General features: G+C 68.4%; 25 protein-coding genes. 17 read left to right on the plus strand and 8 right to left on the minus strand.

The window, feature by feature from the left end; genetic code table 11:
- Positions 1–29: 29 nt before the first annotated feature.
- The 3 genes from pcaF to CBM2586_RS17765 all read left to right on the plus strand — a co-directional run bounded on the left by pcaF (position 30) and on the right by CBM2586_RS17765 (position 3,403).
- Positions 30–1,232 (plus strand): 3-oxoadipyl-CoA thiolase, encoded by a 1,203-nt coding sequence (pcaF, locus tag CBM2586_RS17755; RefSeq protein ID WP_115665725.1) that lies wholly within the window; start codon positions 30–32, stop codon positions 1,230–1,232.
- A 232-nt stretch (positions 1,233–1,464) separates the two neighbouring features.
- Positions 1,465–2,196: an SDR family NAD(P)-dependent oxidoreductase gene (locus CBM2586_RS17760; protein ID WP_115665724.1), complete on the plus strand. Its 732-nt coding sequence runs from the start codon at positions 1,465–1,467 to the stop codon at positions 2,194–2,196.
- A 199-nt stretch (positions 2,197–2,395) separates the two neighbouring features.
- Positions 2,396–3,403, plus strand: coding sequence for a Bug family tripartite tricarboxylate transporter substrate binding protein (locus CBM2586_RS17765; RefSeq protein ID WP_092316187.1), 1,008 nt, complete (start codon positions 2,396–2,398; stop codon positions 3,401–3,403).
- Between the two features lie 98 nt (positions 3,404–3,501).
- Here the strand turns inward: CBM2586_RS17765 and CBM2586_RS17770 are convergent, their stop codons facing one another.
- Together CBM2586_RS17770 and CBM2586_RS17775 are read right to left on the minus strand one after the other, a co-directional pair.
- Positions 3,502–4,869, minus strand: coding sequence for an amidohydrolase family protein (locus CBM2586_RS17770; RefSeq protein ID WP_115688956.1), 1,368 nt, complete (start codon positions 4,867–4,869; stop codon positions 3,502–3,504).
- 48 nt (positions 4,870–4,917) lie between these two features.
- Positions 4,918–6,294, minus strand: a complete 1,377-nt coding sequence (locus tag CBM2586_RS17775; protein ID WP_115688958.1) for a nucleobase:cation symporter-2 family protein — start codon at positions 6,292–6,294, stop codon at positions 4,918–4,920.
- Between the two features lie 136 nt (positions 6,295–6,430).
- Between CBM2586_RS17775 and CBM2586_RS32425 the strand changes: the two genes are divergently transcribed.
- The 4 genes from CBM2586_RS32425 to CBM2586_RS17795 all read left to right on the plus strand — a co-directional run bounded on the left by CBM2586_RS32425 (position 6,431) and on the right by CBM2586_RS17795 (position 9,349).
- The gene (locus CBM2586_RS32425) at positions 6,431–7,321 is read left to right on the plus strand and encodes a LysR family transcriptional regulator (protein ID WP_115665721.1); all 891 of its coding nucleotides are present in this window, start codon (positions 6,431–6,433) and stop codon (positions 7,319–7,321) included.
- Between the two features lie 230 nt (positions 7,322–7,551).
- Positions 7,552–8,220 (plus strand): CsgG/HfaB family protein, encoded by a 669-nt coding sequence (locus CBM2586_RS17785; protein WP_115666512.1) that lies wholly within the window; start codon positions 7,552–7,554, stop codon positions 8,218–8,220.
- A 41-nt stretch (positions 8,221–8,261) separates the two neighbouring features.
- Positions 8,262–8,696 carry a DUF4810 domain-containing protein gene (locus CBM2586_RS17790; RefSeq protein ID WP_115688960.1) on the plus strand — a complete coding sequence of 145 codons (435 nt, stop codon included), beginning with the start codon at positions 8,262–8,264 and terminating at the stop codon, positions 8,694–8,696.
- Positions 8,693–9,349, plus strand: a complete 657-nt coding sequence (locus CBM2586_RS17795) for a DUF799 domain-containing protein (RefSeq protein ID WP_115665719.1) — start codon at positions 8,693–8,695, stop codon at positions 9,347–9,349. The genes CBM2586_RS17790 and CBM2586_RS17795 overlap by 4 nt, the downstream gene beginning before the upstream one ends.
- Before the next feature lie 40 nt (positions 9,350–9,389).
- On the opposite strand, the gene CBM2586_RS17800 is transcribed toward CBM2586_RS17795, so the two are convergent.
- On the minus strand, positions 9,390–10,436 hold the full coding sequence (locus CBM2586_RS17800) for a phytoene/squalene synthase family protein (RefSeq protein ID WP_115665718.1): 1,047 nt from the start codon (positions 10,434–10,436) through the stop codon (positions 9,390–9,392).
- A 292-nt stretch (positions 10,437–10,728) separates the two neighbouring features.
- Between CBM2586_RS17800 and CBM2586_RS17805 the strand changes: the two genes are divergently transcribed.
- A complete protein-coding gene (locus CBM2586_RS17805) occupies positions 10,729–11,655 on the plus strand; it encodes a LysR family transcriptional regulator (RefSeq protein WP_115665717.1) in 927 nt (308 codons plus the stop codon).
- 9 nt (positions 11,656–11,664) lie between these two features.
- On the opposite strand, the gene CBM2586_RS17810 is transcribed toward CBM2586_RS17805, so the two are convergent.
- Both CBM2586_RS17810 and CBM2586_RS17815 read right to left on the minus strand, forming a co-directional pair.
- On the minus strand, positions 11,665–13,248 hold the full coding sequence (locus CBM2586_RS17810) for an aldehyde dehydrogenase (NADP(+)) (RefSeq protein WP_115665716.1): 1,584 nt from the start codon (positions 13,246–13,248) through the stop codon (positions 11,665–11,667).
- 259 nt (positions 13,249–13,507) lie between these two features.
- Positions 13,508–14,440 carry a dihydrodipicolinate synthase family protein gene (locus tag CBM2586_RS17815; protein ID WP_115665715.1) on the minus strand — a complete coding sequence of 311 codons (933 nt, stop codon included), beginning with the start codon at positions 14,438–14,440 and terminating at the stop codon, positions 13,508–13,510.
- Between the two features lie 113 nt (positions 14,441–14,553).
- Here CBM2586_RS17815 and CBM2586_RS17820 point away from each other — a divergent pair, with 113 nt between their 5' ends.
- From CBM2586_RS17820 to CBM2586_RS17835, 4 genes are all read left to right on the plus strand, one after another.
- Positions 14,554–15,510: a LysR family transcriptional regulator gene (locus tag CBM2586_RS17820; RefSeq protein ID WP_115688962.1), complete on the plus strand. Its 957-nt coding sequence runs from the start codon at positions 14,554–14,556 to the stop codon at positions 15,508–15,510.
- A 108-nt stretch (positions 15,511–15,618) separates the two neighbouring features.
- The gene (locus tag CBM2586_RS17825; RefSeq protein WP_115665713.1) at positions 15,619–16,587 is read left to right on the plus strand and encodes a Bug family tripartite tricarboxylate transporter substrate binding protein; all 969 of its coding nucleotides are present in this window, start codon (positions 15,619–15,621) and stop codon (positions 16,585–16,587) included.
- Positions 16,588–16,603: 16 nt separating this feature from the next.
- Positions 16,604–17,626: a 4-hydroxythreonine-4-phosphate dehydrogenase PdxA gene (locus CBM2586_RS17830; protein WP_115688964.1), complete on the plus strand. Its 1,023-nt coding sequence runs from the start codon at positions 16,604–16,606 to the stop codon at positions 17,624–17,626.
- 91 nt (positions 17,627–17,717) lie between these two features.
- A complete protein-coding gene (locus CBM2586_RS17835) occupies positions 17,718–18,893 on the plus strand; it encodes an L-rhamnonate dehydratase (RefSeq protein WP_115665711.1) in 1,176 nt (391 codons plus the stop codon).
- A gap of 24 nt (positions 18,894–18,917) precedes the next feature.
- Here the strand turns inward: CBM2586_RS17835 and CBM2586_RS17840 are convergent, their stop codons facing one another.
- Complete coding sequence (locus tag CBM2586_RS17840; RefSeq protein ID WP_115665710.1) at positions 18,918–19,895, minus strand: LysR substrate-binding domain-containing protein; 978 nt, start codon at positions 19,893–19,895, stop codon at positions 18,918–18,920.
- Positions 19,896–20,109: 214 nt separating this feature from the next.
- On the opposite strand from CBM2586_RS17840, the gene CBM2586_RS17845 reads away from it, so the two are divergent.
- The gene (locus CBM2586_RS17845) at positions 20,110–21,855 is read left to right on the plus strand and encodes an IlvD/Edd family dehydratase (RefSeq protein WP_115665709.1); all 1,746 of its coding nucleotides are present in this window, start codon (positions 20,110–20,112) and stop codon (positions 21,853–21,855) included.
- A gap of 62 nt (positions 21,856–21,917) precedes the next feature.
- On the plus strand, positions 21,918–23,261 hold the full coding sequence (locus CBM2586_RS17850) for an MFS transporter (RefSeq protein ID WP_115665708.1): 1,344 nt from the start codon (positions 21,918–21,920) through the stop codon (positions 23,259–23,261).
- Between the two features lie 29 nt (positions 23,262–23,290).
- Here the strand turns inward: CBM2586_RS17850 and CBM2586_RS17855 are convergent, their stop codons facing one another.
- A complete protein-coding gene (locus CBM2586_RS17855; RefSeq protein WP_018004736.1) occupies positions 23,291–23,527 on the minus strand; it encodes a hypothetical protein in 237 nt (78 codons plus the stop codon).
- Positions 23,528–23,741: 214 nt separating this feature from the next.
- On the opposite strand from CBM2586_RS17855, the gene CBM2586_RS17860 reads away from it, so the two are divergent.
- Positions 23,742–24,287, plus strand: a complete 546-nt coding sequence (locus CBM2586_RS17860) for a GNAT family N-acetyltransferase (RefSeq protein WP_115665707.1) — start codon at positions 23,742–23,744, stop codon at positions 24,285–24,287.
- An 85-nt stretch (positions 24,288–24,372) separates the two neighbouring features.
- Complete coding sequence (locus tag CBM2586_RS17865; RefSeq protein WP_115665706.1) at positions 24,373–25,512, plus strand: hypothetical protein; 1,140 nt, start codon at positions 24,373–24,375, stop codon at positions 25,510–25,512.
- Positions 25,513–25,628: 116 nt separating this feature from the next.
- Here the strand turns inward: CBM2586_RS17865 and CBM2586_RS17870 are convergent, their stop codons facing one another.
- Positions 25,629–25,850: a hypothetical protein gene (locus CBM2586_RS17870; protein WP_115665705.1), complete on the minus strand. Its 222-nt coding sequence runs from the start codon at positions 25,848–25,850 to the stop codon at positions 25,629–25,631.
- Positions 25,851–26,164: 314 nt separating this feature from the next.
- Here CBM2586_RS17870 and CBM2586_RS17875 point away from each other — a divergent pair, with 314 nt between their 5' ends.
- Positions 26,165–26,710 carry a PadR family transcriptional regulator gene (locus tag CBM2586_RS17875; RefSeq protein ID WP_115665704.1) on the plus strand — a complete coding sequence of 182 codons (546 nt, stop codon included), beginning with the start codon at positions 26,165–26,167 and terminating at the stop codon, positions 26,708–26,710.
- The last annotated feature ends 9 nt before the right edge of the window (positions 26,711–26,719 follow it).

The following is a 26,719-nucleotide window of genomic DNA, read 5'->3' on the forward strand; positions in this document are numbered from 1 at the left end:
TATCCATCACAACGAGAGAGAGACGCACCATGACCGAAGCCTTTATCTGCGACGCCATCCGCACCCCCATCGGCCGCTACGGCGGCAGCCTGTCCGCGGTGCGCGCGGACGACCTCGGCGCGGTGCCGCTGAAGGCGCTGATGGCCCGCAACGCCAACGTCGACTGGAAGGCCGTCGACGACGTGATCTACGGCAACGCCAACCAGGCCGGCGAAGACAACCGCAACGTGGCGCGCATGTCGTCGCTGCTGGCGGGCCTGCCGCAGGACGTGCCGGGCGCCACCATCAACCGCCTGTGCGGCTCCGGCATGGATGCCACCGGCACCGCCGCGCGCGCGATCAAGGCCGGCGAAGCCCACCTGATGATTGCGGGCGGCGTGGAAAGCATGAGCCGCGCGCCGTTCGTGATGGGCAAGGCCACCAGCGCGTTCTCGCGCGATGCGCAGATCTTCGACACCACCATCGGCTGGCGCTTCATCAACCCGGCGATGCGTGCCGCCTACGGCGTGGACTCGATGCCCGAGACCGCCGAGAACGTCGCCACCGACTACAAGATCAGCCGCGAAGACCAGGACCTGATGGCGCTGCGCAGCCAGGAAAAGGCCTCGCGCGCGCAGGCCGACGGCACGCTGGCCCAGGAAATCACCGCCGTCACGATCCCGCAGAAGAAGGGCGATGCCATCGTGGTCGAGCGCGACGAGCACCCGCGCGCCACCAGCATGGAAGCGCTGGCCAAGCTGCGCGGCGTGGTCCGCCCTGACGGCACCGTCACCGCCGGCAACGCCTCGGGCGTGAACGACGGCGCCTGCGCGATCCTGCTGGCGAGCGAAGCCGGCATCAAGCAGCACGGCCTGACCCCGCGCGCGCGCATCGTCGGCATGGCCACCGCCGGCGTGGCGCCGCGCGTGATGGGCATCGGCCCGGCACCGGCGACGCAGAAGCTGCTCAGGCAACTGGGCATGACGCTGGACCAGATCGACGTGATCGAGCTCAACGAAGCCTTCGCCGCACAGGGCCTGGCCGTGCTGCGCGAACTCGGCGTGGCCGACGACGACAAGCGCGTCAACCCCAACGGCGGCGCGATCGCGCTGGGCCACCCGCTCGGCATGAGCGGCGCGCGCCTGGTCACCACCGCGATGTACCAGCTGCACCGCACCGGCGGCCGCTTCGCGCTGTGCACCATGTGCATCGGCGTGGGGCAGGGCATCGCGATGGTGATTGAGCGGGTCTAAGCGTAGCCAGGTAGTTAGTTCTACCGCTTGTTTGCTCCCCTCTCCCGCGTGCGGGAGAGGGGCCGGGGGTGAGGGCAGGCGCATGCAGTCGCGACGCGCTGCAAGAATGCGTTGACAGGCGTCAGGACGGATTGCCGTGCAGTCGTTCCTGCCAGCACCCGCCCTCACCCCCACTCTCTCCCGCACGCGGGAGAGGGAGCAAGACCGCAGTCGTTTTGAAAGTGAGTCAAAGATGTCCTTCCCCGTAGCCACCCTCGTCACCGGCGGCAGTTCCGGCATCGGCCGCGCCATCTGCGAAATGCTGCTGGCCGATGGCGTGACCCAGGTGGTCAATGTCGACTACGCCGCGCCGGCATGGTCGCATCCCAACATGACCTTCTTCCAGGCCGACCTGACCGACGCCGAGGCCACCCGCGCCGTGGCGGAGCAGGCCACGTCGCACTTCGCCGTCACGCGCCTGGTGAACAATGCCGGCGCCACCCGCCCCGGCACCGCCGACAGCGCCACCGTCGCCGACCTGGACTACGTGACCGGCCTGCATCTGCAAGCCCCGCTGCTGCTGCTGCAAGCCTGCCTGCCGGCGATGCGCGCCGCGGGCTTCGGCCGCATCGTCAACATGGCGTCGCGCGCCGCGCTGGGCAAGCCCGAGCGCGTGGTCTACTCGGCCACCAAGGCCGGCCTGATCGGCATGACCCGCACGCTGGCGATGGAACTGGGCGGCGACGGCATCACCGTCAACGCGGTGGCACCGGGTCCGATCGCCACCGAGCTGTTCCGCAAGAGCAATCCGGAGGGCGCGGAGCAGACCAAACGCATCCTTGCCAGCATCACCGTCAAGCGCATGGGCACCCCGGAAGACGTGGCGCGCGCCGCGCTGTTCTTCCTGTCGCCGGACAACGGTTTCGTCACCGGACAGGTGATGTACGTGTGCGGCGGCACCACGCTGGGCGTGGCGCCGGTGTAAAGACCGGCCGGCCTGCGCGACTCAAGCATTCAACAAGAAGAGACGTTAACCAAGCGTCACGCATGGCGGCCCATGAACGGGCCGCCCACCGGAAGCGCGCGTGTGCGCGCTCCGTTCGGGAACGGCAATCACGCCATTCAGCACAACCTCCCGCGGTACCCGATCACCGCCGGAACGACATAGCACCGGAGCATTACCGATGAGACAAGATTCCCAGACCTCCACCACGCGCCGCCGCCTGCTTGCCGCGGGCGTGGCCCTGGCCACCACCATCGCCGGCTTTGCCGGCGCGGCCCATGCGCAGGGCGGCTATCCGACCAAGCCGATCACGCTGATCGTGCCGTTCTCGGCCGGCGGCACCACCGACATCCTGGCCCGCATCGTCGGCCTGCAGCTGGGCAAGGCGCTTGGCCAGCCGGTGGTGATCGACAACCGTCCGGGCGCCGGCGGCAACATCGGCGCCTCGCTGGCCGCCAAGGCGCCGGGCGACGGCTACACGCTGTTCATGGGCACCATCGGCACGCATGCCATCAACCAGTCGCTGTACTCGAAGCTGCCGTACGACCCGGTCAAGGACTTTGCCCCGATCAGCCGCGTGGCGATGGTGCCGAACCTGGTGGTGGCCAACCCCAAGGTGCCGGTCAACAACATCAAGGAACTGATCGCCTACGTCAAGGCGAATCCGGACAAGCTGTCGTACGGCTCGTCGGGCAGCGGCTCGTCGATGCACCTGTCGGGCGAACTGTTCAACTCGATGACCGGCCTGCATATCCAGCACATCCCGTACAAGGGCAGCGCCCCGGCCGTCAACGACCTGCTCGGCAACCAGATCGGCCTGATGTTCGACAACATGCCGTCGTCGTACCCGCACGTGAAGGCGGGCAAGCTGCGCGCGCTGGCCGTGACCTCGGCCAAGCGCTCGCCGGCGCTGCCCAACGTGCCGACCGTGGCCGAATCGGGCGTGCCCGGCTATGAAGCCACCTCGTGGTTCGCGCTGTACGCCACCGGCGGCACGCCGCAGGCCATCGTCGACCGCCTCAACGCTGAAGTGGTCAAGATCCTGGCCATGCCGGACGTGAAGAAGCAGATGGCCGACCAGGGCGCAGAGCCCAACCCGGAAAAGCCGGCCCAGCTGGCCGCGTTCATGAAGTCGGAAACGGCCAAGTGGGCGAAGGTGGTGAAGGCTTCGGGTGCGACGGTGGATTGAGTCTTGTCCGATGCCGCAGCGGCGGCGCCTCGCGTTCAACGCAAGGCGCCGCCGGTGAATGCCCCCAAGGCCTGCGGCGTGGGGGCATTTTTCTTTGGTCAGGCCTTCAGCGCATCGACCGTCGGATGGTCTCGCAGCCAGCGCGCGCGCCGTTCGAACAGGTCCGGCACGGCAAGGTTCACGGCGCGGATCGCCTCGTCAAGTTCGCCGGACAGCAGCATTCCGCCATCGACCACCACGCGCCCGGCAACCATGGTCAGGTCGACGTCGCCACCCTGCACCGCGTGCACCAGGTTGTGATGCAGGTTGCCCGCGGCCCCGCCCAGCAGCGGCGTCATGCGCGGCGTGTCGGTGCGCACGGCGATCAGGTCGGCGTGCTTGCCGGCTTCGAGCGAGCCGGTCTCGCGGTCCAGCCCCAGGGCGCGCGCGCCGTCGATGGTGGCCATGCGGCACACCGACCACGCATCGAGTGCGGCAGCATCCAGCGTTGACAGCTTGGCCAGCAGCGACGCGGTTTTCATCTCCTCGAACATGTCGAGGTTGTTGTTCTCTTTCTCGCCATCGGTGCCCAGGCCGACGGCAATGCCGGCGGCGCGCATCCGTTCCACCGGCGCGGCACCGCTGGCCAGCTTCATGTTGCTGACCGGATTGTGCGCCACGCCGGCGCGGCGCCGGGCCAGGATCCCGATCTCGTCATCGTCCAGCCACACGGCATGCGCCAGCAATACCCGCGGGGCATCGAGCAAGCCGAACTCCTGCAACGCCTGCACCGGACGCATGCCATGCCGCCGCAGCGTCTCTTCCACATCGAAGCGGCTTTCATTGCTGTGCGTATGGAAACCGACCTGGTGGCGCTGGCTGATCTCGGTGCAGCGGCGCCATGCCTGCGGCGTGGCATAGAACATGTGCTCCAGGCCCACCCAGACCTGAATGCGGCCCTGCGCGCCGCCATGCCACTGCTCGATCAGCGCTTCGTTGCTATCCAGCGTCTCGAAATAGTCATGCTCGGGATGCTCGGCCACGTAAGGCACCAGCACCGCCCGGATGCCGAGCGCGGCGGCGGCGCGCGCGCTGCCCGCCATGTGGCGCCACATATCGACCACCGTGGTGGTGCCCGACAGCAGTGCTTCGGCGTAGCACAGCCGCGACGCCAGTTCAGCCTCCTCGGCGCTCAGGACCCGGTGCATCGGGTCGATATGCTGCTGCAGCCATTGCCAGACCGGCAGGCCTTCCGCGGTGCCGCGCAGCAGCCCGGAATGGCAATGGGTGTTGACCAGGCCGGGCATTAGCAGGCGGTTGGACAGCCGGCGTACCGGTACGCCAGGAAAGCGCGCAGCGATTTCGCCGGCGCCGCCGACCGCCGCGATGCGGCCGTCCGCGCCGACGGCGACCGCGCCATCGGTGAGGACGGTGTTGTGGGCGTCCATCGTCAGCAGGTGATCGGCGCGCAGGATTTGTTCAGGCATGCAGGGCTCCATGAAATCGTGATGTGCTAAGGGAAGGAAGCGGGAACATCAGGCGTCGGCCATGCCGGCACTGCGGGCGGCCTCGGCTTCGGCGTCGGCCTGGCTGGCCGCGCCGTTGAAGAGCAGGTTGAGCGCGACCGCGGTCAGGGTGGTCAGCACGATGCCGCTTTCCGTGATGACGCGGCTCCACGCGGGCAAATGGGCGAAGAAGCCATGCGACAGCAGCGGGATCATGCCCATGCCGATGCTGACTGCCGCCACCAGCACACTGCCGCGCTGGCGCTCGAAATCGATGGTCGCAAGGATGCGGATGCCCATCATCGCCACCATGCCGAACATCACCAGCGCCGCCGCGCCCAATACGAAGGGCGGGGTGGCCGCGACCACCGCGGCCATCTTGGGGAAGAGCCCGAGCAGAACCAGGATCACGCCGCCGGCGGCGCAGACAAAGCGGCTCTTCACGCCGGTCAGCGTGACCAGGCCGATGTTCTGCGAGAACGAGGTGTAGGGAAACGCATTGAACACGCCGCCCAGCACGGCCCCGAGGCCGTCGGCGCGCAAGCCGCGCACCAGCCGCTGCGGCGTGGTCGGCCGCCCCACGATATGTCCGAGTGCGAGAAACATGCCGGTCGATTCCACCAGCGTGACCAGCATCACCAGGCACATGGAGACGATGGCAAGCGGATCGAAGACCGGCCAGCCAAAGGCGAAGGGGCGGATCACGCTGAACCAAGGCGTGGCCGCGACCTCGTCCAGCCGGATCTCGCCCAGCATCCAGGCGGCGCCGAAACCCCCAGCCACGCCGATCAGCACCGCGATATTGGCAACAAAGCCCCGTGCATAGCGCGATAACAGCAAAATCACGGCCAGCACCGCCGCCGACACCGCCAGGTAGCGCGGATTGCCATAGTCCGGATTGACGCGGCCGTCCGGCAGCAGCGGCTGCCCGCCGGCGGCCCAGTCGATGCCCACCTTCATCAGGCTGACACCAATCACCAGCAATACCGAACCCGTCACCACCGCGGGAAAAAAGCGCAGGAAGCGGCCCATCAGCGGCGCGGCCAGAATGCCGAAGACACCTGATGCGATGATGGCGCCATAGATGCCCGCAAGGCCCAGCGACGGGTTGCTGCCGATCAGGATCATCGGCGTGACCGCGGTGAAGGTCACGCCCATCATTACCGGCATGCGCATGCCAAAGCCAAACCAGCCGAGCGACTGCACCAGCGAGGCCAGGCCCGCCGCGAACAAGTCGGCGTTGATGATCAGGATCAGCTGCTCGCGCGGCAGCTTCAGTGCCGCGCCAAGGATCAGCGGCACCACGATGCATGCCGAGTACATGACAAGCACGTGCTGGAAGCCGAGCACGGCGGTGCGGCCAACGGGCAAGCGTTGGTCAATGTCGTTGGGGTTGCCTGCGTCCATGTCTCCTCCGTTATTCTCGTGGGCGGCAGGCCAGGCAACCGACATCAACCGGCATCCCGGCCGCACCGGGAACCGATTCTGCGAGCCCGTCGGCGCGGTGTAAAAATGGGATCCATCAGCAAACGAGATAGGTCGAATGGAACTTTCCTTTGACAATGTCGCGGTCTTCGTCGCCGCGGCGCGCGAGAAGTCTTTCTCGGCAACGGCGCGCCGGCTGGGCAGGGCGCAGTCGGCCATCAGCACGGCCATCGGCGACCTGGAGGTGGACCTGGGTGTGATGCTGTTCGACCGCAGCGGCCGCTATCCGGTGCTGACGCCGGCGGGCGAAGCGTTGCTGGACGAGGCGGAGGCCATCCTTTCGCGCTGCGAAAGCCTGAAGGAACGTGCCGGCGCGCTGTCCGGCGTAGCGCAGACGCAGCTGGCGCTGGCGGTGGAAGACGCGGTGCCGCTGGCGATGCTGGCGCCGGTGCTGGCGCGCCTGCCGGCGCGCTATCCGGGTGTCAGGCTGAATCTGCTGCAGCCGTGCACGAAGAGCGTGCTCGAGATGGTGCTCGACGGCGAGGCCGAATTCGGACTGGGCAGCACCCGGCCCAACTACCCTGCCCATATCGGCTTTTGCCGGCTGGGCCATGTCACCCTGATGAACGTGGCGCACCGCGACCACCCGCTGGCGCGCATGGACGGCATCCGCTTTGCCCAGCTTGCGGACCACCTCCAGCTATTGCTGCCCGCGCAGGTCGCGCACCTGCAGACCAGCGAGTACCTCAAATGCCCAAAGCGGTGGCACTTGCAGAGCCAGGTGGCGCTGATCGACCTGCTGCGCCAGGGCATCGGCTGGTCCATGGTGCCGCGACGGCTGATTGCCGCTGAACTGGCGTCAGGCGAGCTGGTCGAGTTGCGGCTGGCGGCTTATCCGTTTACGGAGTGGACCGCGGGGCTCGACCTGGTGTGGAATGCCGAGGCCAATACCGGTGTGGTGGGCGCGTGGCTGAAAGCGGAGATCATGCGCACGCGGATTGTGGTGTAGGCGGGCGCCGGCTGTTTGCTCCGCACGGCGTCTTGGCTGGCGCGGCTAAGGATCTGCCAGTTCCTGCCGTAAGACAGGACAGCGATCCGTGTACCCCGCCGCGCCAGCCTGTTGATCCGGATTGATCTTGCCTGGCAGGACACGGTGTAGCATGGCGCGCCGCGGGTCGCTGGCGCGCCCGGACCATGCCGTCCGCGCAATCACAACAGGGAGAAAACCAAGTGAAGACCATGAAATCGTGCTGCCTGCTCGGCGCGGCCGCCGCGCTGCTGCTGGCGGGCTGTGCCACCGAGACCTCGACCGCCTTGCCGGTGCAGAAGGTGGAAAGCGCCAGCCGGCCCTACCAGGGCGTGCGCACGCCGATTGCCGTCGGCAAGTTCGACAACCGTTCCAACTACATGCGCGGCGTGTTCTCGGACGGCATCGACCGCCTGAGCGGACAGGCCAAGACCAGCCTGGTCACCCACCTGCAGCAGACCAATCGCTTCAATGTGCTGGAGCGCGAGAACCTGGCCGAAATCAAGCGCGAGGCGGCGATCAAGAACCAGGCCCAACGCCTCAAGGGCGCCGACTATGTGGTGACCGGCGACATCACCGAGTTCGGCCGCAAGGAAGTCGGCGACGTGCAGCTGTTCGGCATCCTCGGCCGCGGCCGCGAGCAGGTGGCCTATGCCAAGGTCAATCTCAACATCGTCAACATCAACACCTCGGAAGTCGTGTATGCCACGCAAGGCGCGGGCGAATACAAGCTGTCGAACCGCGAGGTGATCGGGTTTGGCGGCACGGCCAGCTATGACTCGACGCTCAACGGCAAGGTCATGGACCTGGCCATGCGGGAGGCCGTGAACAACCTGGTCAGCGCCATCGAGACGGGCGCCTGGAAGCCGGCCCAGCAATAAGCGCCGGTCCCGGCGCCAGGTCCAACGCAACGAGAACAACAATGATGAACACGGTCATGCTGCATCGCGCAGCATTATTGTCGGCCGCCGGCAGCATCCTGCTTGCCGGCTGCGCCGCGCCCAAGCCCATGTACCAGTGGGAGGGCTATCAGACGCAGGTGTACGAGTATTTCAAGGGCGAATCCAGGGAAGCGCAGATCACGGCGCTGGAAAGCGGCCTGCAGAAGATCCAGGCGCAGAGCGGCTCGGTGCCGCCGGGCTATCACGCCCAGCTTGGCCTGCTGTACCTGAACGTCGGCAAGGGCGAGCAGATGATCAAGGAATTCCAGACCGAAAAGACGCTGTTTTTGGAATCGGCGCCTTACATGGATTTCCTGCTCAGGAACGTGAAGGGCGACACCCGCACCGAGATCAGCACCGGCGCCACCGCAGGCAAGGCCGCGGGCAGCGCCAGCACCGCAGGGAGCGCCCAATGATGCGCCGACTCCTCACCTATGTCGCGGGCGTGGCCATCGCCATGCTGTTCGCCGGCTGTGCCGTGCCCACCAAGCAGGTGGATTACGCCGCCTTCAAGGCCAGCCGGCCGCGCTCGATCGTGGTATTGCCACCGCAGAATACCTCGCCGGACATCAAGGCCACCTATGCCATGCTGTCGCAAGCCACCTTCCCGCTGGCGGAATCGGGCTACTACGTGCTGCCCGTGGCCGTGGTCGACGAAACCTTCCGGCAGAACGGCCTGACGGTGCCGGACGACATCCATGCCGTGCCGCTGGCCAAGCTGCACGAGATCTTCGGCGCGGACGCCGCGCTGTACGTCACCGTGACCGAGTATGGCTCCCGCTACCAGATCCTCAGCAGCGTGACCCGGGTGGCGGCCAACGCCAAGCTGGTCGACCTGAGGAACGGCGACGTCCTGTGGTCCGGCACCGCGGTGGCTGCCACCGACAGCTCCGGCAGCGGCGGCGGGCTGATCGGCATGCTGATCAGTGCAGCCATCACGCAGGCGATGAACCACACCATGGACGCCAGCTATACCGTTGCCGGCAGCACCAGCTACCGGCTGCTGGCAGCGGGCCAGCCCGGCGGCCTGCTGTATGGGCCGCGCTCGCCGAAGTACCAGTCGGACTAAGGTCGTCCCGCCGGGGCGGCACCGGCCGTGGCCGCCCGCCTCAGCGGATGATGGCGGCAATCGCGCGCTGCTGGCGTGCAAACCAGAAGCGCAACAGCCGGTTCGACAGCACCGCCGGCAGCGAACACGCCAGCATCCGGTAGACCTGGCCGCGCGGCAGCCGCGACGCCCTGGCGGGGTCGAGCCAGGCGTCATTGCGCACCAGGCGCTTCAGGGTCTCCATGCCGATCAGCACCGGCCACAGGCAGGCCAGCCGCAGCCTGACGAAGCGCGCCGGGATGGCCAGCGTATAGGCCAGCGCTTGCTCGAAGTGTTCCAGCGTGATGCGCACCAGCTCGAACATCAGCGGGCGCGCGAGCATGGAGGCGTCCGGGCGCTGCAGGTCCTGCGGCTGCAGACCGTGCCGCGCCAGCATCGTCTCCGGCAGGTAGCAGCGGCCGATGCGCAGGTCCTTGCCGCAATCGCGCAGCACATTGGTCATCTGCAGGGCTTTGCCGAAGCGGACCCCGCGGCGCAGCATGGTGTCGGTGTCACCCATCGCGCCGGGCATGTGCGCGGCCGCCATGCGGGTCCAGAACTCGCCCACGCAGCCGGCGACCAGGTAGGTGTAACGGTCAAGCGCCTGCGCATCGCGCAGTGCTGCGATGCGGCCGGCATGCTCGTCGGGGAAGGTGCGCAGGTCGAACTCCATGCCTTCGGTCAGCGTCGAGACGATCTGACGTACGGCGGGCCGGTCGGCGGGACTCAATTGCGACAGCACCGTCAGCGCAGGCCCCAGCGATTCCAGCAGGACGCGCTCATCCGACTTCTCCTGCCGCGCCGCCACTTCCATGACAACGCTGTCGGCCAGCGCTGCGTCCGCCGACGCACCATTGACCCGGGCACGCAACGACAGCAGCAGCTCCAGCCGCCTTGGCGGCGCAATCAGAGAAGTATCGGCAATCGTATCGGCGGCTCGCGCCAGCAGGTAAGCCAGCCCGACCGGATCGCGCATGCCGGCGGGCAGCACGCGCAGCGTCAGATAAAACGAACGCGAGACGCCCTTGAGCAGCGGACCAAGCAGGAACGCACGGCTGGGGTCGCGCATGGCAGATGTCCTGTTGCTGGAAGAGGTTTGTAGAATGACGGGGTCACGCCCGCCGGGTGCGGGCCACGGCGCATTGTACCTTTGACGCGCCGTGCGGAAGGCCTGCCGGCGCCCTTTTGAAGAGACTGGATATCCGCGTCCGCGGGAACGAAGAGGGGTGCGGGTTTGTGCAGCACGCTGCGGCACGGTTTCCCCGGTTTCCCCGGTGTGCGCGGCTTGACCGGCCCGTCCGAAGCGACAAGAATTCCCGATCGCGGTGGCTCCTCCGCTGCCTACGTCTTTCCCCACACCCATGATCCCACCCGTCAGCACCCTCCACGGCCGCCTCAAGATGCAGCACCTGCGCCTGCTGCTGGCCGTGGAAGAGCGTGGCTCGCTGCGCCAGGCGGCCGAGGCCCTGACGCTGACGCAGCCCGCGGTCAGCAAGATGCTGCAGGACATGGAAGACCTGCTCGGCGTGCCGTTGTTCGAGCGCCATGCGCGCGGGCTGCGGCCGACGCGCTTCGGGCTGGCGGCGACGCGCTATGCGCGGCTGGTGTTTGCCGACATGGGCGGCCTGCGCGACGAACTGGTGGCGCTGGAATCGGGCAAGATCGGCCGCGTGCGCGTCGGCGCGGTGATGGCGCCGACGCCGGGGCTGCTTGCCGATGTGATCCGGCAACTGAACCGCGACCATCCGCGGCTGGAGGTGGCGGTGCACGTCGAGACCAGCGACGTGCTGATGCCGCAGCTGGAGCGCGACCAGCTCGACCTGGTGCTGGGACGGGTGCCGGATGGCTGGGACAGCAGCGGGCTGGAGTTCGAGCAGCTGGGCGACGAGGGCCTGGCGATCGTGGTCGGGCCGCAGCATACGCTGGCGCGGCGGCGCAAGCTGTCGTTCGCGGAGCTGACGCGCTACCCGTGGATCATGCAGCCGCGCCCCAGCCCGATGCGCGCGCTGATCGACCGCTCCTTCGAGGATGCGGGCGTGCCGGCGCCCCCGTCGACCATCGAGACCGCGGCGGTGCTGATGACCACCTCGTTGCTGGCGGACAGCGAACTGATCGCGGTGTTGCCGGAATCGGTCGCGGCCTACTATGGCCGGCTGGGCGCGCTGGCGGTGCTGCCGCTGCCGTTGCCGCGCAAGCTGGGGCCGTATGGCATCGTCACGCGGCGCGGCCGCCCGCCGACCGCATCGATGAGCCTGCTGATCGATGCGTTGCGGGCGCTGTCACGCTAGCGCGCCAGTTCAGCCGGCGCTGTCCGGAAGCTTGCCGTCGACGCGCCAGTGGTGGCGTTGCGGGCTGTCCGGGCGCAGCGAGGCGGGCAGCAGGGCGGCAGGCATGTCCTGGTAGCTGACCGGGCGCACGAAGCGCGCGATGGCCAGGCTGCCGACCGAGGTGCTGCGGCCGTCGGAAGTGGCCGGCCACGGCCCGCCATGCACCATCGCATGGCCGACTTCCACGCCGGTGCCGAAGCCGTTGACCAGGATGCGCCCCGCCAGCCGTTCCAGCGCGGGCAGGAACGCGCGGGCGGCGTCGTGGTCGGCGTCGTCGAGATGCAGCGCGGCGGTCAGCTGGCCTTCCAGGGTATCGATGACGCCACGCAGCTCAGCGAGGTCGCGGCAGCGCACCACCAGCGCGGCCGCGCCGAAGACTTCGTGGCGCAGCGCCGGATCGGCGAGGAAGGCCGCGGCGTCGGTGGCGAACAGCGCGGCCTGTCCCTGCGTGGCCGATCCCGCGGGGCCACGCGCGACGGCCTGTACCTGTGCGTGGCCGGCCAGCGACGCGACCCCGGCGCAATAGGCGCGATGGATGCCGGGGGTCAGCATGGTCGCCGCGGGCAGCGTGGCCAGCCGTGCCGAGGCGGCCTGCAGGAAGCGGTCGAGGTCGTTCCCCGCCAGCGCCAGCACCAGGCCGGGATTGGTGCAGAACTGCCCGGCGCCCAGCGTCAGCGAATCGGCGAAGGCGGCGCCAATGGCTTCGGCGCGCCTGGCCAGCGCTTGCGGGAACAGCAGCACCGGGTTGATGCTGCTCATCTCGGCAAACACGGGGATGGGCTCCGGCCGCGCCGCGGCCAGTGCCATCAGCGCCATGCCGCCCGCGCGCGAGCCGGTGAAGCCCACCGCCTTGATGCGCGCATCGCGCACCAGGCCCTGGCCGATTTCCAGGCCGGCGTCGAACAGCAGCGAGAACGTGCCTTCGGGCAGGTCCAGGCCGGCCACGGCTTGCTGGATGGCGCGCCCGACCAGCTCGGACGTGCCGGGATGCGCGGGATGGGCCTTGACGATGACGGGGCAGCCGGCGGCCAGCGCCGACGCCGTATCGCCGCCGGCGACCGAGAAGGCCAGCGGGAAATTGCTGGCGCCGAATACCGCCACCGGGCCCAGCGGGATCTGGCGCAGGCGCAGGTCGGGGCGCGGCAGCGGCTGGCGCTCGGGCTGGGCCGGGTCCACGCGCAGTTCAAGGAAATCGCCCTGGCGCAGCAGGTTGGCAAACAGCCGCAACTGGCCCACGGTGCGGCCGCGCTCGCCTTCGATGCGGGCGCGCGGCAGGCCGGATTCGGCGACGCAGCGGTCGACCAGCGCATCGCCCAGCGCCAGGATGTTGGCGGCGATGGCTTCGAGGAAATCGGCGCGGCGCTCGGGCGCGGTCTCGCGGTAGGTGTCGAACGCCTGCCAGGCGAGGGCGCAGGCGTGCCCGAGCTGCTCGGGCGCGGCGCCGCCGAAGGCGGGTTCCAAGATGGCGCCGGTGGCGGCGTCGATGGCGTGGAGGGTGCCGTGGGTGCCGCGCGGGGTTCGGCGGCCGATCAGGAGGTTGCCGGTGAGGGTCATGGTCGGGTTCTTGAAGGCGTTGTCGGGCGTGGGTTCAGGACGGGCGATGGCACGGCATGCGCGGTGACTTCGTGGAGGCTCCGGCCCTCTCCCCAACCCTCTCCCGCAAGCGGGAGAGGGAGCACGCAGCCGCGAGTTTTAGGGCCAGTGGTGCTTTCGTACGCTGGCGGTTTGCTCCCCTCTCCCGCGTGCGGGAGAGGGGCCGGGGGAGAGGGCCAGCGCCCCTCGATGCGAAGCGCCGGCACATTGCCCAGACCGCTCACCGCCCCCACCGCAACACCATCGGATCCAGCCGTCGCGCGATCCGCATCAGCCCTTCGCGCGTGGCCGGGTGCATCGGCTGCAGCGGGTGGCGCACCGCATCCGACGCGATCACGCCGCCTTCCTGCATCAGCACCTTGCTGGTGGCCAGCCAGCCCTGGCGGTTTTCGTAGTTGATCAGCGGCAGCCACTGCTGGTAGCGCAGCGCGGCGAGTTCGGCGTCGCCGGCCTGCCAGGCATCGAGGATCTGGCGGATACCGTCGGGAAAGCCCGCGCCGGTCATGGCGCCGGTGGCGCCCGCTTCCAGGTCGGCCATCAGCGTGATGGCCTCTTCGCCGTCCCAGGGGCCGACGATGGCGTCGCCGCCCAGTTCGATCAGCTCGCGCAGCTTGGCCGCGGCCTGCGGCACCTCGATCTTGAAGTACGACACATTGCCGATCTCGCGCGCCATGCGCGCCAGGAACGGCGCGCTCAGCGTGGTGCCGCTGACCGGTGCGTCCTGGATCATGATGGGAATCTCGATGGCGTCGGAGACCGTGGCGAAGAACTCGTAGATGCTGCGCTCGGGCATGCGGATGGTGGCGCCGTGGTAGGGCGGCATCACCATCACCATGGCCGCGCCCGCATCCTGCGCCGCGCGGCTGCGCTCGGCGCACAGGCGCGAGCTGAAATGCGTGGTGGTGACGATCACCGGCACGCGGCCGTCGACGTGTTCCAGCACGGTCTGCATCAGCACGTTGCGCTCGTCGTCGCTCAGCACGAACTGTTCGGAGAAATTGGCCAGGATGCACAGGCCGTGCGAGCCGGCATCGATCATGAAGTCGATGCAGCGGCGCTGGCCGTCCAGGTCGAGCCCGCCGTGCGCGTCGAAGATGGTGGGCGCCACCGGGAATACGCCGCGGTAGACGGTGGGGGTTGGGCTGCGGGTCATGGTCTCGCTCCGGGCTGTCGGTCAAAAGGTCGGGCCAATATACGAGCCCCCCGGCGGGCTGTATATTGAAACCTTTCCATCTGGTGATCGCTTTTGCGACTCACCGACATGTCATGAAATCCACCCTCGAGACCGTCATGGGCCGTTTGCGCGTCAAGCAGCTGCAACTGCTGATCGCGCTGGACGAACACGCCTCGCTGCACCAGGCGGCCGCGGCCATGGCGATGACCCAGTCGGCGGCGAGCAAGTCGCTGCAGGAGCTGGAAAGCATGCTGGAGGCACCGTTGTTCGAGCGCTCGCGGCGCGGCATGCGCCCCAACGCCTTCGGCCACTGCGTAATCCGGCACGCGCGCCAGCTGGTGGCGGACCTGGGCGCGATGTGCGACGAGGTGGCCGGCATCCGCGCCGGCAGCGGCGGCAGGGTCGCGGTCGGCACCATCATGGGAGCGGTGCCCGAGGTGCTGGTGCCGGCGCTGGCGCAGTTGCGCCAGGCGCACCCGGAGCTGGCGCTCGAAGTCATCGAGGACACCAGTCGCCGCCTGCTGGAACTGCTCGATGACGGCCACCTGGACCTGGTGATCGGCCGCTCGCTGGTCAGCGACGAGCCGGCCCGCTACCACTACCACGCGCTTGGCGACGAGCAGGTGGCGGTGGTGGTGGGGCGCTCGCACCCGGCGCCGCGCACCGCCGCGATGGGGTTTGCCGACCTCGCGGGATATCGCTGGATCACGTATGCCGGCCATATGCCGATGCACGCGCTGCTGCAGCGCGAACTGGACCTGGCCGGCATGGGCTTCCCGGCCAATGCGGTGTCGACCTCGTCGGCGTTCGTCACGGTGGCGATGCTGCAGGGCGATCCCCGCCTGGTATCGCTGCTGCCGGCGGGCGTGGCGGCCATGTTCGAGCGCCAGAAGATGTTGCGCATCCTGCCGGTGCGGCTGCAGTCACGCCAGCAGACCTTCGGCATCGTCATGCGGCGCGGCGGCGGCCTGTCGGCCGCGGCGCGGCAGCTGGTCGCTATCCTGAAAGCGGGTCCGCGCGGCGCCGGTGCGACGCAGGCCAAGGTATAACGCCAGGTGATCGCCAGTTCAAAAAACATCAGTAGTGGCGAATCACTGATGCTCCTATAGTCTGGCCATCCGCGCCGCAGAGCCGGACAGCAAACGACGGAGACAGCAATGAAGACATGGATCGCCGGCGCACTCGCCGGCCTCGCCACGGTGGCCGCGGCAACGGGCGCGGCATGGGCCCAGGACCCGCGGCCGGTGCGGCTGATGGTGGGCGCCGCCCCTGGCGGCGGCACCGACGTGATGGCGCGTATCGTCTCCGACAAGCTCGCCGCGCAGCTGAAGCAGCCGGTGGTGGTGGACAATCGCCCCGGCGCGTCCAACACCATTGCCGCGGACATCACCGCCAAGGCGCCGGCGGACGGCAATACGCTGCTGATGGGCGTGGTCACCTCGCAGGCGATCGCGCCGCACCTGCTCAAGCTGCAGTTCGATCCGCTCAAGGACCTGGCGCCGGTGGCGCTGGTGTCGACCGTGCCCAATGTGCTGGTGGTCAACAACCAGGTGACGGCGCGCGACGTCAAGGCGCTGGTGGCGCAGATCCAGGCGAGTCCGGACAAGTTCCGCTACAGCTCGTCGGGGGTCGGCAGCACCCAGCACCTCGCCGGCGCGGCCTTTGCGCGCCAGATCAAGGGCAAGCTGCTGCATGTGCCGTACAAGAGCAGCAGCAGTGCGCTGGTGGACCTGATGGGCGGGCAGGTGGACCTGAGCTTCGAGACCATGCCGTCGGTCATCAGCCATATCAAGGCCGGCAAGCTGCGCGCGCTGGCGGTGACCGCCGACCAGCGCTCGGCGCTGCTGCCCAACGTGCCCACGCTGGCCGAAGCCGGCGTGCCGGGCATCCAGATGAGTGCGTGGTACGGTGTCTATGCGCCGGCCGGCACGCCGCCCGCGACGCTGCAGAAGCTGGGTGCCGCGCTGTCCACGGTGATCAAGGACCCCGACACCGTGCGCCGGCTGGCCGATGTGGGCGCGGTGCCCGGCACGCTGACCGCGTCGCAGTTCGATGCGTTCTCGCGCGCCGAATATGCGCGCTACGGCAAGCTGATCGCCGAACTCGGCGTCAAGCTCGACCAATAATTTTTTCGGAAGCCTCATGCATTCCCGTCCAAGAATCGCCATGGTGCTGGGCGACCCCGCCGGCATCGGTCCCGAACTGATCGCCAGGCTGCTGGCCGATGCCGGCACCGCCGCGCAGGCCGAGATCCTGCTGATCGCTGACCGCACCGAATGGCGCCACGGCATGCAGGTCGCCGGGGTTGAACTGGCAGTGGCCGAGACCGATGTGCCGGCGTTCGCCACCGACGGCCAGCCGCGCCTGTACCACTGGCAGTTGCCCGAAAACCCGGTGTATGCGCGTGGCGTGGCCAGTGCCGAAGGCGGGCGCTACAGCCTGGGCACGCTGGCGTTGGCACTGGAGCTGGCGCAGGCCGGACAGGCCGATGCGATCGTGTTCGGGCCGCTGAACAAGAGTTCGCTGCACGCCGCCGGCATGGCGCACAGCGACGAGCTGCACTGGTTCGCCGAGCAGCTCGGCTACCACGGCGATTTCTGCGAGTTCAACGTGCTGGACGGGCTGTGGACCTCGCGCGTGACTTCGCACGTGGCGCTCAAGGACGTGCCGGCGATGATCACGCCTGAGCGCGTCGGCGGTGCGATCGACCTCATCGACCAGGCGCTGCGCCGCGCCGGCATGGCCAGCCCGCGCATCGCGGTGTGCGGCCTGAACCCCCACAACGGCGACAACGGTGCCTTCGGCCGCGAAGAGATCGAGGTGATCGCACCCGCGGTGGCTGCGGCGCGCGAGCGCGGCGTCAAGGCGGACGGCCCGTTCCCGGCCGACACCATCTTCCTGAAGGTGCAGGGCGGGCCGTCGCAGCGCCAGTTCGACGCCATCGTCACCATGTACCACGACCAGGGCCAGATCGGCATCAAGCTGATGGGCTTCTCGCGCGGCGTGACGGTGCAGGGCGGACTGCCGGTGCCGATCACCACGCCCGCGCACGGCACCGCGTTCGACATCACGCAGCAGGGCCGCGCCGATCCCGGCGCCACGCTGCAGGCGTTCCAGATCGCCTGCCGCATGGGTGCGCAACGGCGCGCCGCCGCGCAAGCCTAGCCACCCTCCATCCCTACCGGAACCCAGCATGACCGCCCCCCGGCGCGGCCGGGGCGCGTTCGCGCCAACGCATTGCCATCAGGAGCTGAACATGAAGATCACCAACGTCCGCGCCCGCGTCTTCGAATGGAAGGGCAAGACCGTGCCGCCGCAGGCGCACTTCTGCACCAACGCCACCGACATCCTGTTCGAGCGCGGCGACGCCATGGGCTCGTTCCGCTTCCACGGCTGGATGGTGGTCGAGATCGAGACCGATAGCGGCCTGGTCGGCATCGGCAACTGCGCGCTCGCGCCGCGCGTGGCCAAGCAGATCGTCGACCAGTACCTGGCCCCGGTGGTGCTGGGCCAGGATCCGTTCGACAACGAATACCTGTGGCAGAAGATGTATCGCCGCACTCATGCCTGGGGCCGCAAGGGCATCGGCATGGCGGCGATCTCGGCGGTGGATATCGCGCTGTGGGACCTGATGGGCAAGGCCGTCGGCAAGCCGGTGTTCAAGCTGCTGGGCGGGCGCACCAAGGAAAAGATCTGGTGCTATGCCTCCAAGCTCTACAACAACGATGACCGCGATGCCTTCCTGGCCGAAGCGCAAGGCTACCTTGACCAGGGCTTTACCGCGATGAAGATGCGCTTCGGCTACGGGCCCAAGGACGGTCCCGCAGGCATGCAGAAAAACCTCGAGCAGGTGCGGTTGCTGCGCGAGCTGGTCGGCGACGGCGTCGACATCATGCTGGAGTGCTACATGGGCTGGACGCTGGAGTACGCGCGCCGCATGCTGCCGCGCCTGGCGGAGTTCAATCCCCGCTGGCTGGAAGAGCCAGTGATCGCCGACGATATCGAAGGCTATGTCGAGCTGAAGAAGGCGAGCCCGTTTCCGATCTCCGGCGGCGAGCACGAGTTCACTTCGTACGGCTTCAAGGACCTGCTGGAGCGCCGCGCGGTCGACGTGATCCAGTACGACACCAACCGTGTCGGCGGCATCACCGCGGCGCAGAAGATCAACGCCATGGCCGAGGCCTGGTCGGTGCCGGTGATCCCGCACGCCGGCCAGATGCACAATTACCACCTGACCATGGCGTCGACCGCGTCGCCGATGGCCGAGTACTTCCCGGTGCATGATGTCGAGGTCGGCAACGAGCTGTTCTACTACATCTTCAAGGGTGACCCGGCGCCGGACAACGGCTACCTGCAGCTTGACGACAACCTGCCGGGGCTGGGGCTGGAGCTGAATCCGGCCTACTTCGACCAGTTCGATATCCTCGGCTGACGCCTGCCGCAAGCAGGCGCCGGCTCACGCCGGCGCTTGCGCGCCATAGATCGCCTGCGCGGCCTCGCGCAGCGCCTCCGCGACCAGCAGCGCGCCGGGGGACATCAGCCGGTCGGTCGGCGTAATCAGGCCGAAGTCGTCCATATGGCAGGGCATCGCCATTGGCAGGATCTCTACCATGCCGAATGCGGCGTAGTACTGCGCCACGTCGGCGGTCAGCACCGCGATCATGTCCGACTGCGTCACCATGCGCGTCAGGAACAGCAGCGCGGCGGTCTCGACCACATTGACCGGCGGCGCCAGGCTGGCGCGCTGGAACATCAGCTCGAAGCGGTGGCGCAGCACGGTGCCGGCGGGCGGGATCAGCCAGGCGGCGTCGGCGATGTCGGCCAGCGACAGCCCGGCTGCGGCCAGCATCGGATGGCCCGGGCGCACCACCGCGCATACCGGTTCCTCTGCCATCGGCTCGTAGCGCAGCCGACCCTTGTCGTGCTCCGGGAACAGGCGCGCCACCACCATGTCGAGCTTTTCCTGTCCCAGGCGGTCGAGCAGCACATTGCTGTTGTCGATCTCGACCGAGACCCGCAATCCCGGATAGTGCGCCTTGACCTGCGCGATCGCCGCGGGCAGCAGCCGCACCCCGGGCGAGGTAATCGCGCCGATCGCCACATGGCCGAGGCGTCCGGCCTTCAGCGCCAGCACCTCTTCGCGCGCCTGGTTCAGGCTGCCGACCACCGCGCGTGCGTGCCGGATCATCGCGCGGCCGTAGTCGGTCGGCGCCATGCCGCGCGGCAGGCGCTCGAACAGCGGCACCGACAGCAGCTCCTCCAGCTCGCGCAGCAGTTTGGACGCGGCCGGCTGCGTCATCGCCAGGCGTTCGGCGGCGCGGTGGATGCTGCCTTCGTCGGCCACGGCGAGCAGCAGCAACAGCTGGCGGGTCTTGAGGCGGGTGTGGTTGTGCCAGGCCGGCGAGGTCGCGGGGGAAGGGATGGGGGCGGGCATGGGTCAGGGTTAGTACTGATGCCGGAATCGATATGGCAAAGGCCGAACTCTTCATTAGTAGCATATTGGCAAGCTGCATACACTCCGTCCGACAAAACCACAACGACCGGAGACAGCGTGGCGCCCGCCAGGACGCGATGTCCGCCAGGCCGCTGGCTCCGTCGTCCCTGCCATCCAGGCTGCCTTTCCGGGCAGCCCCCGTATCAGGAACAACATGTCGGATTCCAACGACAAGCAACGCAAGCCGCTGCGCTCGACCGCGTGGTTCGGCACCGCCGACAAGAACGGCTTCATGTACCGCAGCTGGATGAAGAACCAGGGCATTCCCGACCACGCCTTCGACGGCCGCCCGGTGATCGGCATCTGCAACACGTGGTCGGAACTGACGCCGTGCAACGCCCACTTCCGCAAGCTGGCCGAGCACGTCAAGCGCGGCGTGTACGAGGCCGGCGGCTTCCCGGTGGAATTCCCGGTGTTCTCCAACGGCGAATCCAACCTGCGCCCGACCGCGATGCTGACGCGCAACCTGGCCGCGATGGACGTCGAGGAAGCGATCCGCGGCAACCCGATCGACGCCGTGGTGCTGCTGACCGGCTGCGACAAGACCACGCCCGCGCTGCTGATGGGCGCTGCCAGCTGCGACGTGCCTGCCATCGTCGTCACCGGCGGGCCGATGCTCAACGGCAAGCTCGACGGCAAGGACATCGGCTCCGGCACCGCGGTCTGGCAACTGCATGAATCGCTGAAGGCGGGCGAGATCAACCTGCACCAGTTCCTGTCGGCCGAAGCCGGCATGTCGCGCTCGGCCGGCACCTGCAACACCATGGGCACTGCCTCGACCATGGCCTGCATGGCCGAGGCGCTGGGCACCTCGCTGCCGCACAACGCGGCGATCCCGGCGGTCGATTCGCGCCGCTACGTGCTGGCGCACATGTCCGGCATCCGCATCGTCGAGATGGCGCGCGAGGACCTGACGCTGTCGAAGATCCTGACGCGCCAGGCGTTCGAGAACGCGATCCGGGTCAATGCGGCGATCGGCGGCTCGACCAACGCCGTGATCCACCTGAAGGCGATCGCCGGACGCATCGGGGTGCCGCTCGAACTGGAAGACTGGAGCACGGTGGGGCGCGACACGCCGACCATCGTCGACCTGATGCCGTCGGGCCGCTTCCTGATGGAAGAGTTTTACTACGCCGGCGGCCTGCCCGCGGTGCTGCGCCGCATGGGCGAGGCCGGACTGCTGCCGCATCCGGGCGCGCTGACCGTCAACGGCAAGACGATCTGGGACAACGTCAGGGATGCGCCGATCACCAACGACGAAGTCATCCGCCCGCTGGACCAGCCGCTGATCCGCGATGGCAGCATCCGCATCCTGCGCGGCAACCTGTCGCCGCGCGGCGCGGTGCTCAAGCCGTCGGCGGCTACGCCCAGGCTGCTGCGCCATCGCGGCCGCGCGGTGGTGTTCGAAAACCTGGAGCACTACAAGGAGCGCATCGTCGACGAGTCGCTCGAGGTCGACGAGAATTCGGTGCTCGTCCTCAAGCGCTGCGGCCCGCGCGGCTATCCCGGCATGGCCGAGGTCGGCAACATGGGCCTGCCGCCCAAGCTGCTGCGCCAGGGCATCAAGGACATGGTGCGCATTTCCGATGCGCGCATGAGCGGCACCGCCTATGGCACCGTGGTGCTGCACGTGGCACCGGAAGCCGCTGCCGGCGGGCCGCTGGCGATCGTGCGCGACGGCGACTGGATCGAGCTGGACTGCGAGGCCGGACGCCTGCACCTGGATATCGACCCCGCCGAGTTCGAGCGCCGCATGGCCGACGTGCAGCCGCTGCAGGCGCCTGCCGACGGCGGCTATCGCAAGCTGTACGTCGACCACGTGCTGCAGGCCGACCAGGGCTGCGACCTCGACTTCCTGGTGGGCTGCCGCGGCCGCGCGGTGCCGCGCCACTCGCACTGAGCCATTGCACCAAAGCGCCGGCCGCCAGGCGCGGCCGGCCAAGACAAAAAAGGAGACCCGCCATGCAAGGCACCCACACCGCGCCGATCGAGCGCGCCGCCCCGACCCGGGCTGAAACTTCACCAGCCGCGGAGGAGCACCGCATCATCGGCATGCTGGTGCGGCGCCTGATCCCGTTCCTGGCGCTGATCTATGTGGTCGCGTATATCGACCGCTCGGTGGTCGGCTTCGCCAAGCTGCACATGAACGCGGCCATCGGCATCAGCGATGCCGCCTACGGGCTGGGCGCCGGCCTGTTCTTCGTCGGCTACTTCCTGTGCGAGGTGCCGAGCAACCTGGCGCTGGAACGCTTCGGCGCGCGCCGCTGGTTTGCGCGCATCCTGTTCACCTGGGGCGTGATCACCATGGCGATGGCGTTCACGCAGGGCGCGCACAGCTTCTACATGCTGCGCTTCCTGCTGGGCGCGGCCGAGGCCGGGCTGTATCCGGGCATCCTCTACTTCCTCACCAAGTGGTTCCCGATGCGGCACCGCGCGCGCATCATCGGCCTGCTGGTGCTGGCGCAACCGATCGCGCTGATCATCACCGGACCGATCGCCGGGCTGGTGCTGTCCACCCACGGCCTGTTCGGCATGAACAACTGGCAGACGCTGTTCGTGCTGAGCGGCCTGCCCGCGGTGCTGCTGTGCCTGCCGACGCTGAAGCTGCTGCCCGAGTCGCCGGCCAGCGCCGCCTGGCTGGCGCCGGCGGACCGCGCCTGGATCGAGCGCGAACTGGCCGCCGACCAGGCCGCCTATGCACTGAAATCGCACGGCAATCCGCTGCGCGCGCTCAGGGACAAGCGCGTGCTGCTGCTGTCGCTGCTGTTCCTGCCGTTTCCGCTCAGCATCTACGGGCTGTCGCTGTGGCTGCCGACCATCATCAAGCAGTTCGGCGTTACCGATGCGATGACCGGGCTGCTGTCGGCCGTGCCCTACCTGTTTGCCGTGGTCGGGCTGTGGCTGGTGCCGCGCCACTCGGACCGCAAGCGCGAGCGCTACGGCCATATCGTGGTGGTGTCGGGCATGGCCGCCATCACCATGGCGCTGAGCGCATGGGTGCAGTCACCGGTGCTGCAGTTCCTGTTTATCTGCCTGACCGCGTTCTCGATCTACTCGATCCAGGCGGTGGTGTGGGCGCTGCCCGGCGAGTTCCTGACCGGCGCCAGCGCCGCGGTGGGCATCGCCACCATCAACTCGCTGGCCAATCTGGGCGGCTATTTCGGGCCATATGGCATCGGCGTGATCAAGGACGCCACCGGCAGCCTTGCCGCCGGGCTGTATTTCCTGGCGGCGATGCTTTTGTTTGCTGTGCTGATGGCCTTTGTCGTGCGCGCGGCGCTGCGGCCGGCGCCTGAGCGCGCCTGAGCAAGGCGCATCGAGCCCATCGCACCGGCTCAGGGCCGCCGCTTCTTCCATTCGTAGTCGGGCGGCGGGTCGGCGGCGCCGGCGCGGCCGACCGAGTCGGGATTCTCCGAACACAGCGTGACAAAGCTGACCGCCTCGCCCGCGTGCTGGCGCTGGCGCAGCGCTTCGGTAAAGCGCAGCGCCTCGCGCATCGCGTCGCTGGGGAACGACTGCGCGTGCGGCGTCAGTCCGGTGCCGAGGGCTTCGGACCAGTAGACCATGTACATAAGGCTTCCTTTTGCTTGCGCGGGGCTGCCCGGGATGCTGCAACCTTCGTTCCCGCTGCCGCGGCGGCACGCAACGGAAGGCCGGGTGCGCCGGGGACCACGATTGCAAACCCTTCCTCCGCCTTTTGCAAGCTTTGGCATGGCGTGGGCACAATGAGCGCTGCCGCGCGCCCTGCTTCCCGGCGCGGATGCCGCTGTGCCTTTCCCGTCTCCCATGCCCGAAATTGCGCTGATTCCCGCCACCGCCGCCGATACCGACCGGCTTGCCGCCATGCACGCCGCCAGCTGGCAGCACACGTACCCCGGCATGCTGCCCGACGCTTACCTGCGCGACCAGGCCTACCCCGAGCGCCTGGCGGCCTGGCGCGCGCGCATGCACGACGGCGCCGATGGCCCCGCCGAGGTCACGCTGGCGCTGGTCGACGGCGAGGCCGCCGGCTTTGCCTGCCTGTTGCCGCAGGCCGACCTACGCTTTGGCATCTACCTGGACAACCTGCATGTCCTGCCGGCTTTCCATGGCCAGGGGTTAGGCAAGCGGCTGCTGGCGCATTGCGCGCAACGGGTCGCGCAGGGCTGGCCGGGGCAGCCGCTGTTCCTCTATGTGCTCGATGCCAATGCGCAGGCGCGCGAGTTCTACCAGCGGCTGGGCGGCGAGGCATCGGCGCCGTTCGAGGACGATTTCCATGGACCTGGCCTGCGCGTGATGGTGCGGCGCGTGACCTGGCGCGACGTGGCGGAACTGGCCAGGCGGCTGGCGTAGGGCCCGCATGGCGGCGCGGCGGGCATTGCCATGCCGCGCGCCACTGGCCTACCATCGCCGGCAGGCCAACCGGAGACCACCCGCCATGACACCATCGATCGCCCGCCTGCCGCAGCCCGCCCGTTCGCGCGTGGCGCGCGCGCTGGCCGCAGCCACCCTGGCCATGCTGGCCGGCTGCGCTGGCACGCCGACAGTGCCGCCGGTCGCGGGCAACGCTGCCGGTGCCGCGGCCGCCGCGCCGCGGTGGCAGCGCGTGCATCTCGGCGCGGGCGCCGGCTATGACTTCCCGGTCTATGCCAACCACCGGCTCGATGGCGACCTGTCGCGCATTCGCGAAGTCGTGCTGGTCCAGCACGGCCTGCAGCGCAATGGCGACGACTACTATGCCGCTGGCGCGGCACTGCTGAAGGCCAGCGGCCGCAACCCGGACGAGGTGCTGCTGGTCGCGCCGAATTTTCCCGGCACGCCGGACCGGAACCAGGGCTTTACCGGCATGCCGCACTGGTCGGTGCAGGGCTGGCTCAGCGGCGAGGACGCGCTCGAGGGTCCGGTCCGGGTCAGCTCATTGCAGGTGCTGGACGACCTGCTCGCGCTCTTCACCGACAAGGCGCGGCTGCCGCAAGTGCGCAAGATGACGGTGGCCGGCCACTCCGGCGGCGCGCAGATCGTGCACCGCTATGCGGTGCTGAACCGTGTCGACGAACGCATCCGCGCGGGCGGCATCGACCTGCGCTACGTCGTGGCCAATCCGTCGTCGTATCTGTATTTCACGCCGCTGCGGCCGGCTGGCGCCGATGGCAAGTCGTTCGCGCCGTATGACCGGGCGCGCTGCCCGGACTACGACAAGTACCGCTACGGCATGCAGGACATGGTGCCGTATGCGCAAGGCGCCGACGGCATGGCGCTGTACCGGCGCTATGCCGGGCGCCAGGTGACCTATCTGGCCGGCACCGAGGACAACGATCCCAACCACCGCGTGCTCGACAAATCGTGCGGCGCCGAGGCCGAGGGCACCACGCGGCTGCAGCGTGCGCGCGGCTACCTGCGCTATGAGCGCTACCTCGCCGGCCCGGGCCTGGTCCCGGGCCACCAGGCGTATGAAGTGGTGGGCGTGGGGCACGACCAGGCGCGCATGTTCGGTTCCCAGTGCGGGGCGCAAGCCGTGTTCGGCATGCCCGAGGCGGCCAATGCCGGTGGTGCGGCGTGCCGTGCGCCGCAGCTTTGAGGCAGGCACGCGCCGACACCGGCGGCAAGAAAAAACCCGCGAAGCTCGCGGGTTCAAGTCCCTGCCCGCAGGATCGGGCTCGGAGGAGACAACCACAGGGAAACGGTGGCGCGGGATCAGCTCAGGTTGTATTTGACGACCTGTTCCTCGACGCCGACAAAACGCACCAGCTGGCGCAGCCCGCTGGGATATTCCTTGATATGGTGCCCGTCAGGGGTATCGGGCAGACGGTAATAGACTGGCGCCTTGTCGTGCACTGGCGCCAGCAGGCCGAGCGGACGCGCGTCGGCTTCCCAGGCCACGTCGCGGTCTTCGGCAAGCAGGATTCTTCCGGTCATGGACACACTCCAAAGTTGCTGCATGGTGCGGCCGGGGGCGGATCGTTTTTGCTCGCACAGTTTCAATGTATGGAATGTATGGCACTCCGGCCGGAAATGCCATTCAGCATTTTTTAATTCTGTCTGGTAAGAAATTTCTTAACTGACAAAACCGACGAATATATCGTTTCCCGACATCTCCCGCGGCGCCCTGCGGGCACCGGTCCGGCATTGCGCTACCATAGCGCCAGTTTTTGAAAGTGCGGTGACCGGCGCGCCTGCCGGCACGCCGTGCCGCCTGAACCCACTCCGGTAACCCCGCGCCCAGCAGACGCATGTCGACCCAGCACGCCTTGTTGATCTCCCTGATCGAAAAGCCTTCGTCCGGCTACGACCTGGCGCGGCGCTTCGACCGCTCCATCGGCTATTTCTGGCATGCCACGCACCAGCAGATCTATCGCGAACTGGGCCGCATGGCGGACAGCGGCTGGATTGCCGCCGATGAAAGCGACGCGGCCGAAGGCGAGGGCAACGCCGACCGGCGCAACCGCAAGAAGGTCTACCGGGTGTTGCCCGCGGGCCGTGAAGAACTGGCGCGCTGGGTGCTGGCGCCGGGCGCGGGGCTGGACCAGCGCGAGGAGATCCTGGTCAAGCTGCGCGCCGATGCGGTGATCGGACCGCTCGGCCTGGCTGACGAGATGCGGCGGCTGATCGCGCTGCACCGCGCCCGCCTCGAGACCTACCTGGCGATCGAGCGGCGCGATTTCTCGGCGCCCGACATGGACCGCGCGCAACAGCTGCGCTATGCGCTGCTGCAGCGCGGGATCCGCTTCGAGACCGACTGGGTCGCCTGGGGCGAGGCCCTGCTGCCGCTGCTGTAGCCGCAGCGG

It is taken from the genome of Cupriavidus taiwanensis (assembly GCF_900250115.1).
Lineage (GTDB): Bacteria > Pseudomonadota > Gammaproteobacteria > Burkholderiales > Burkholderiaceae > Cupriavidus > Cupriavidus taiwanensis_B.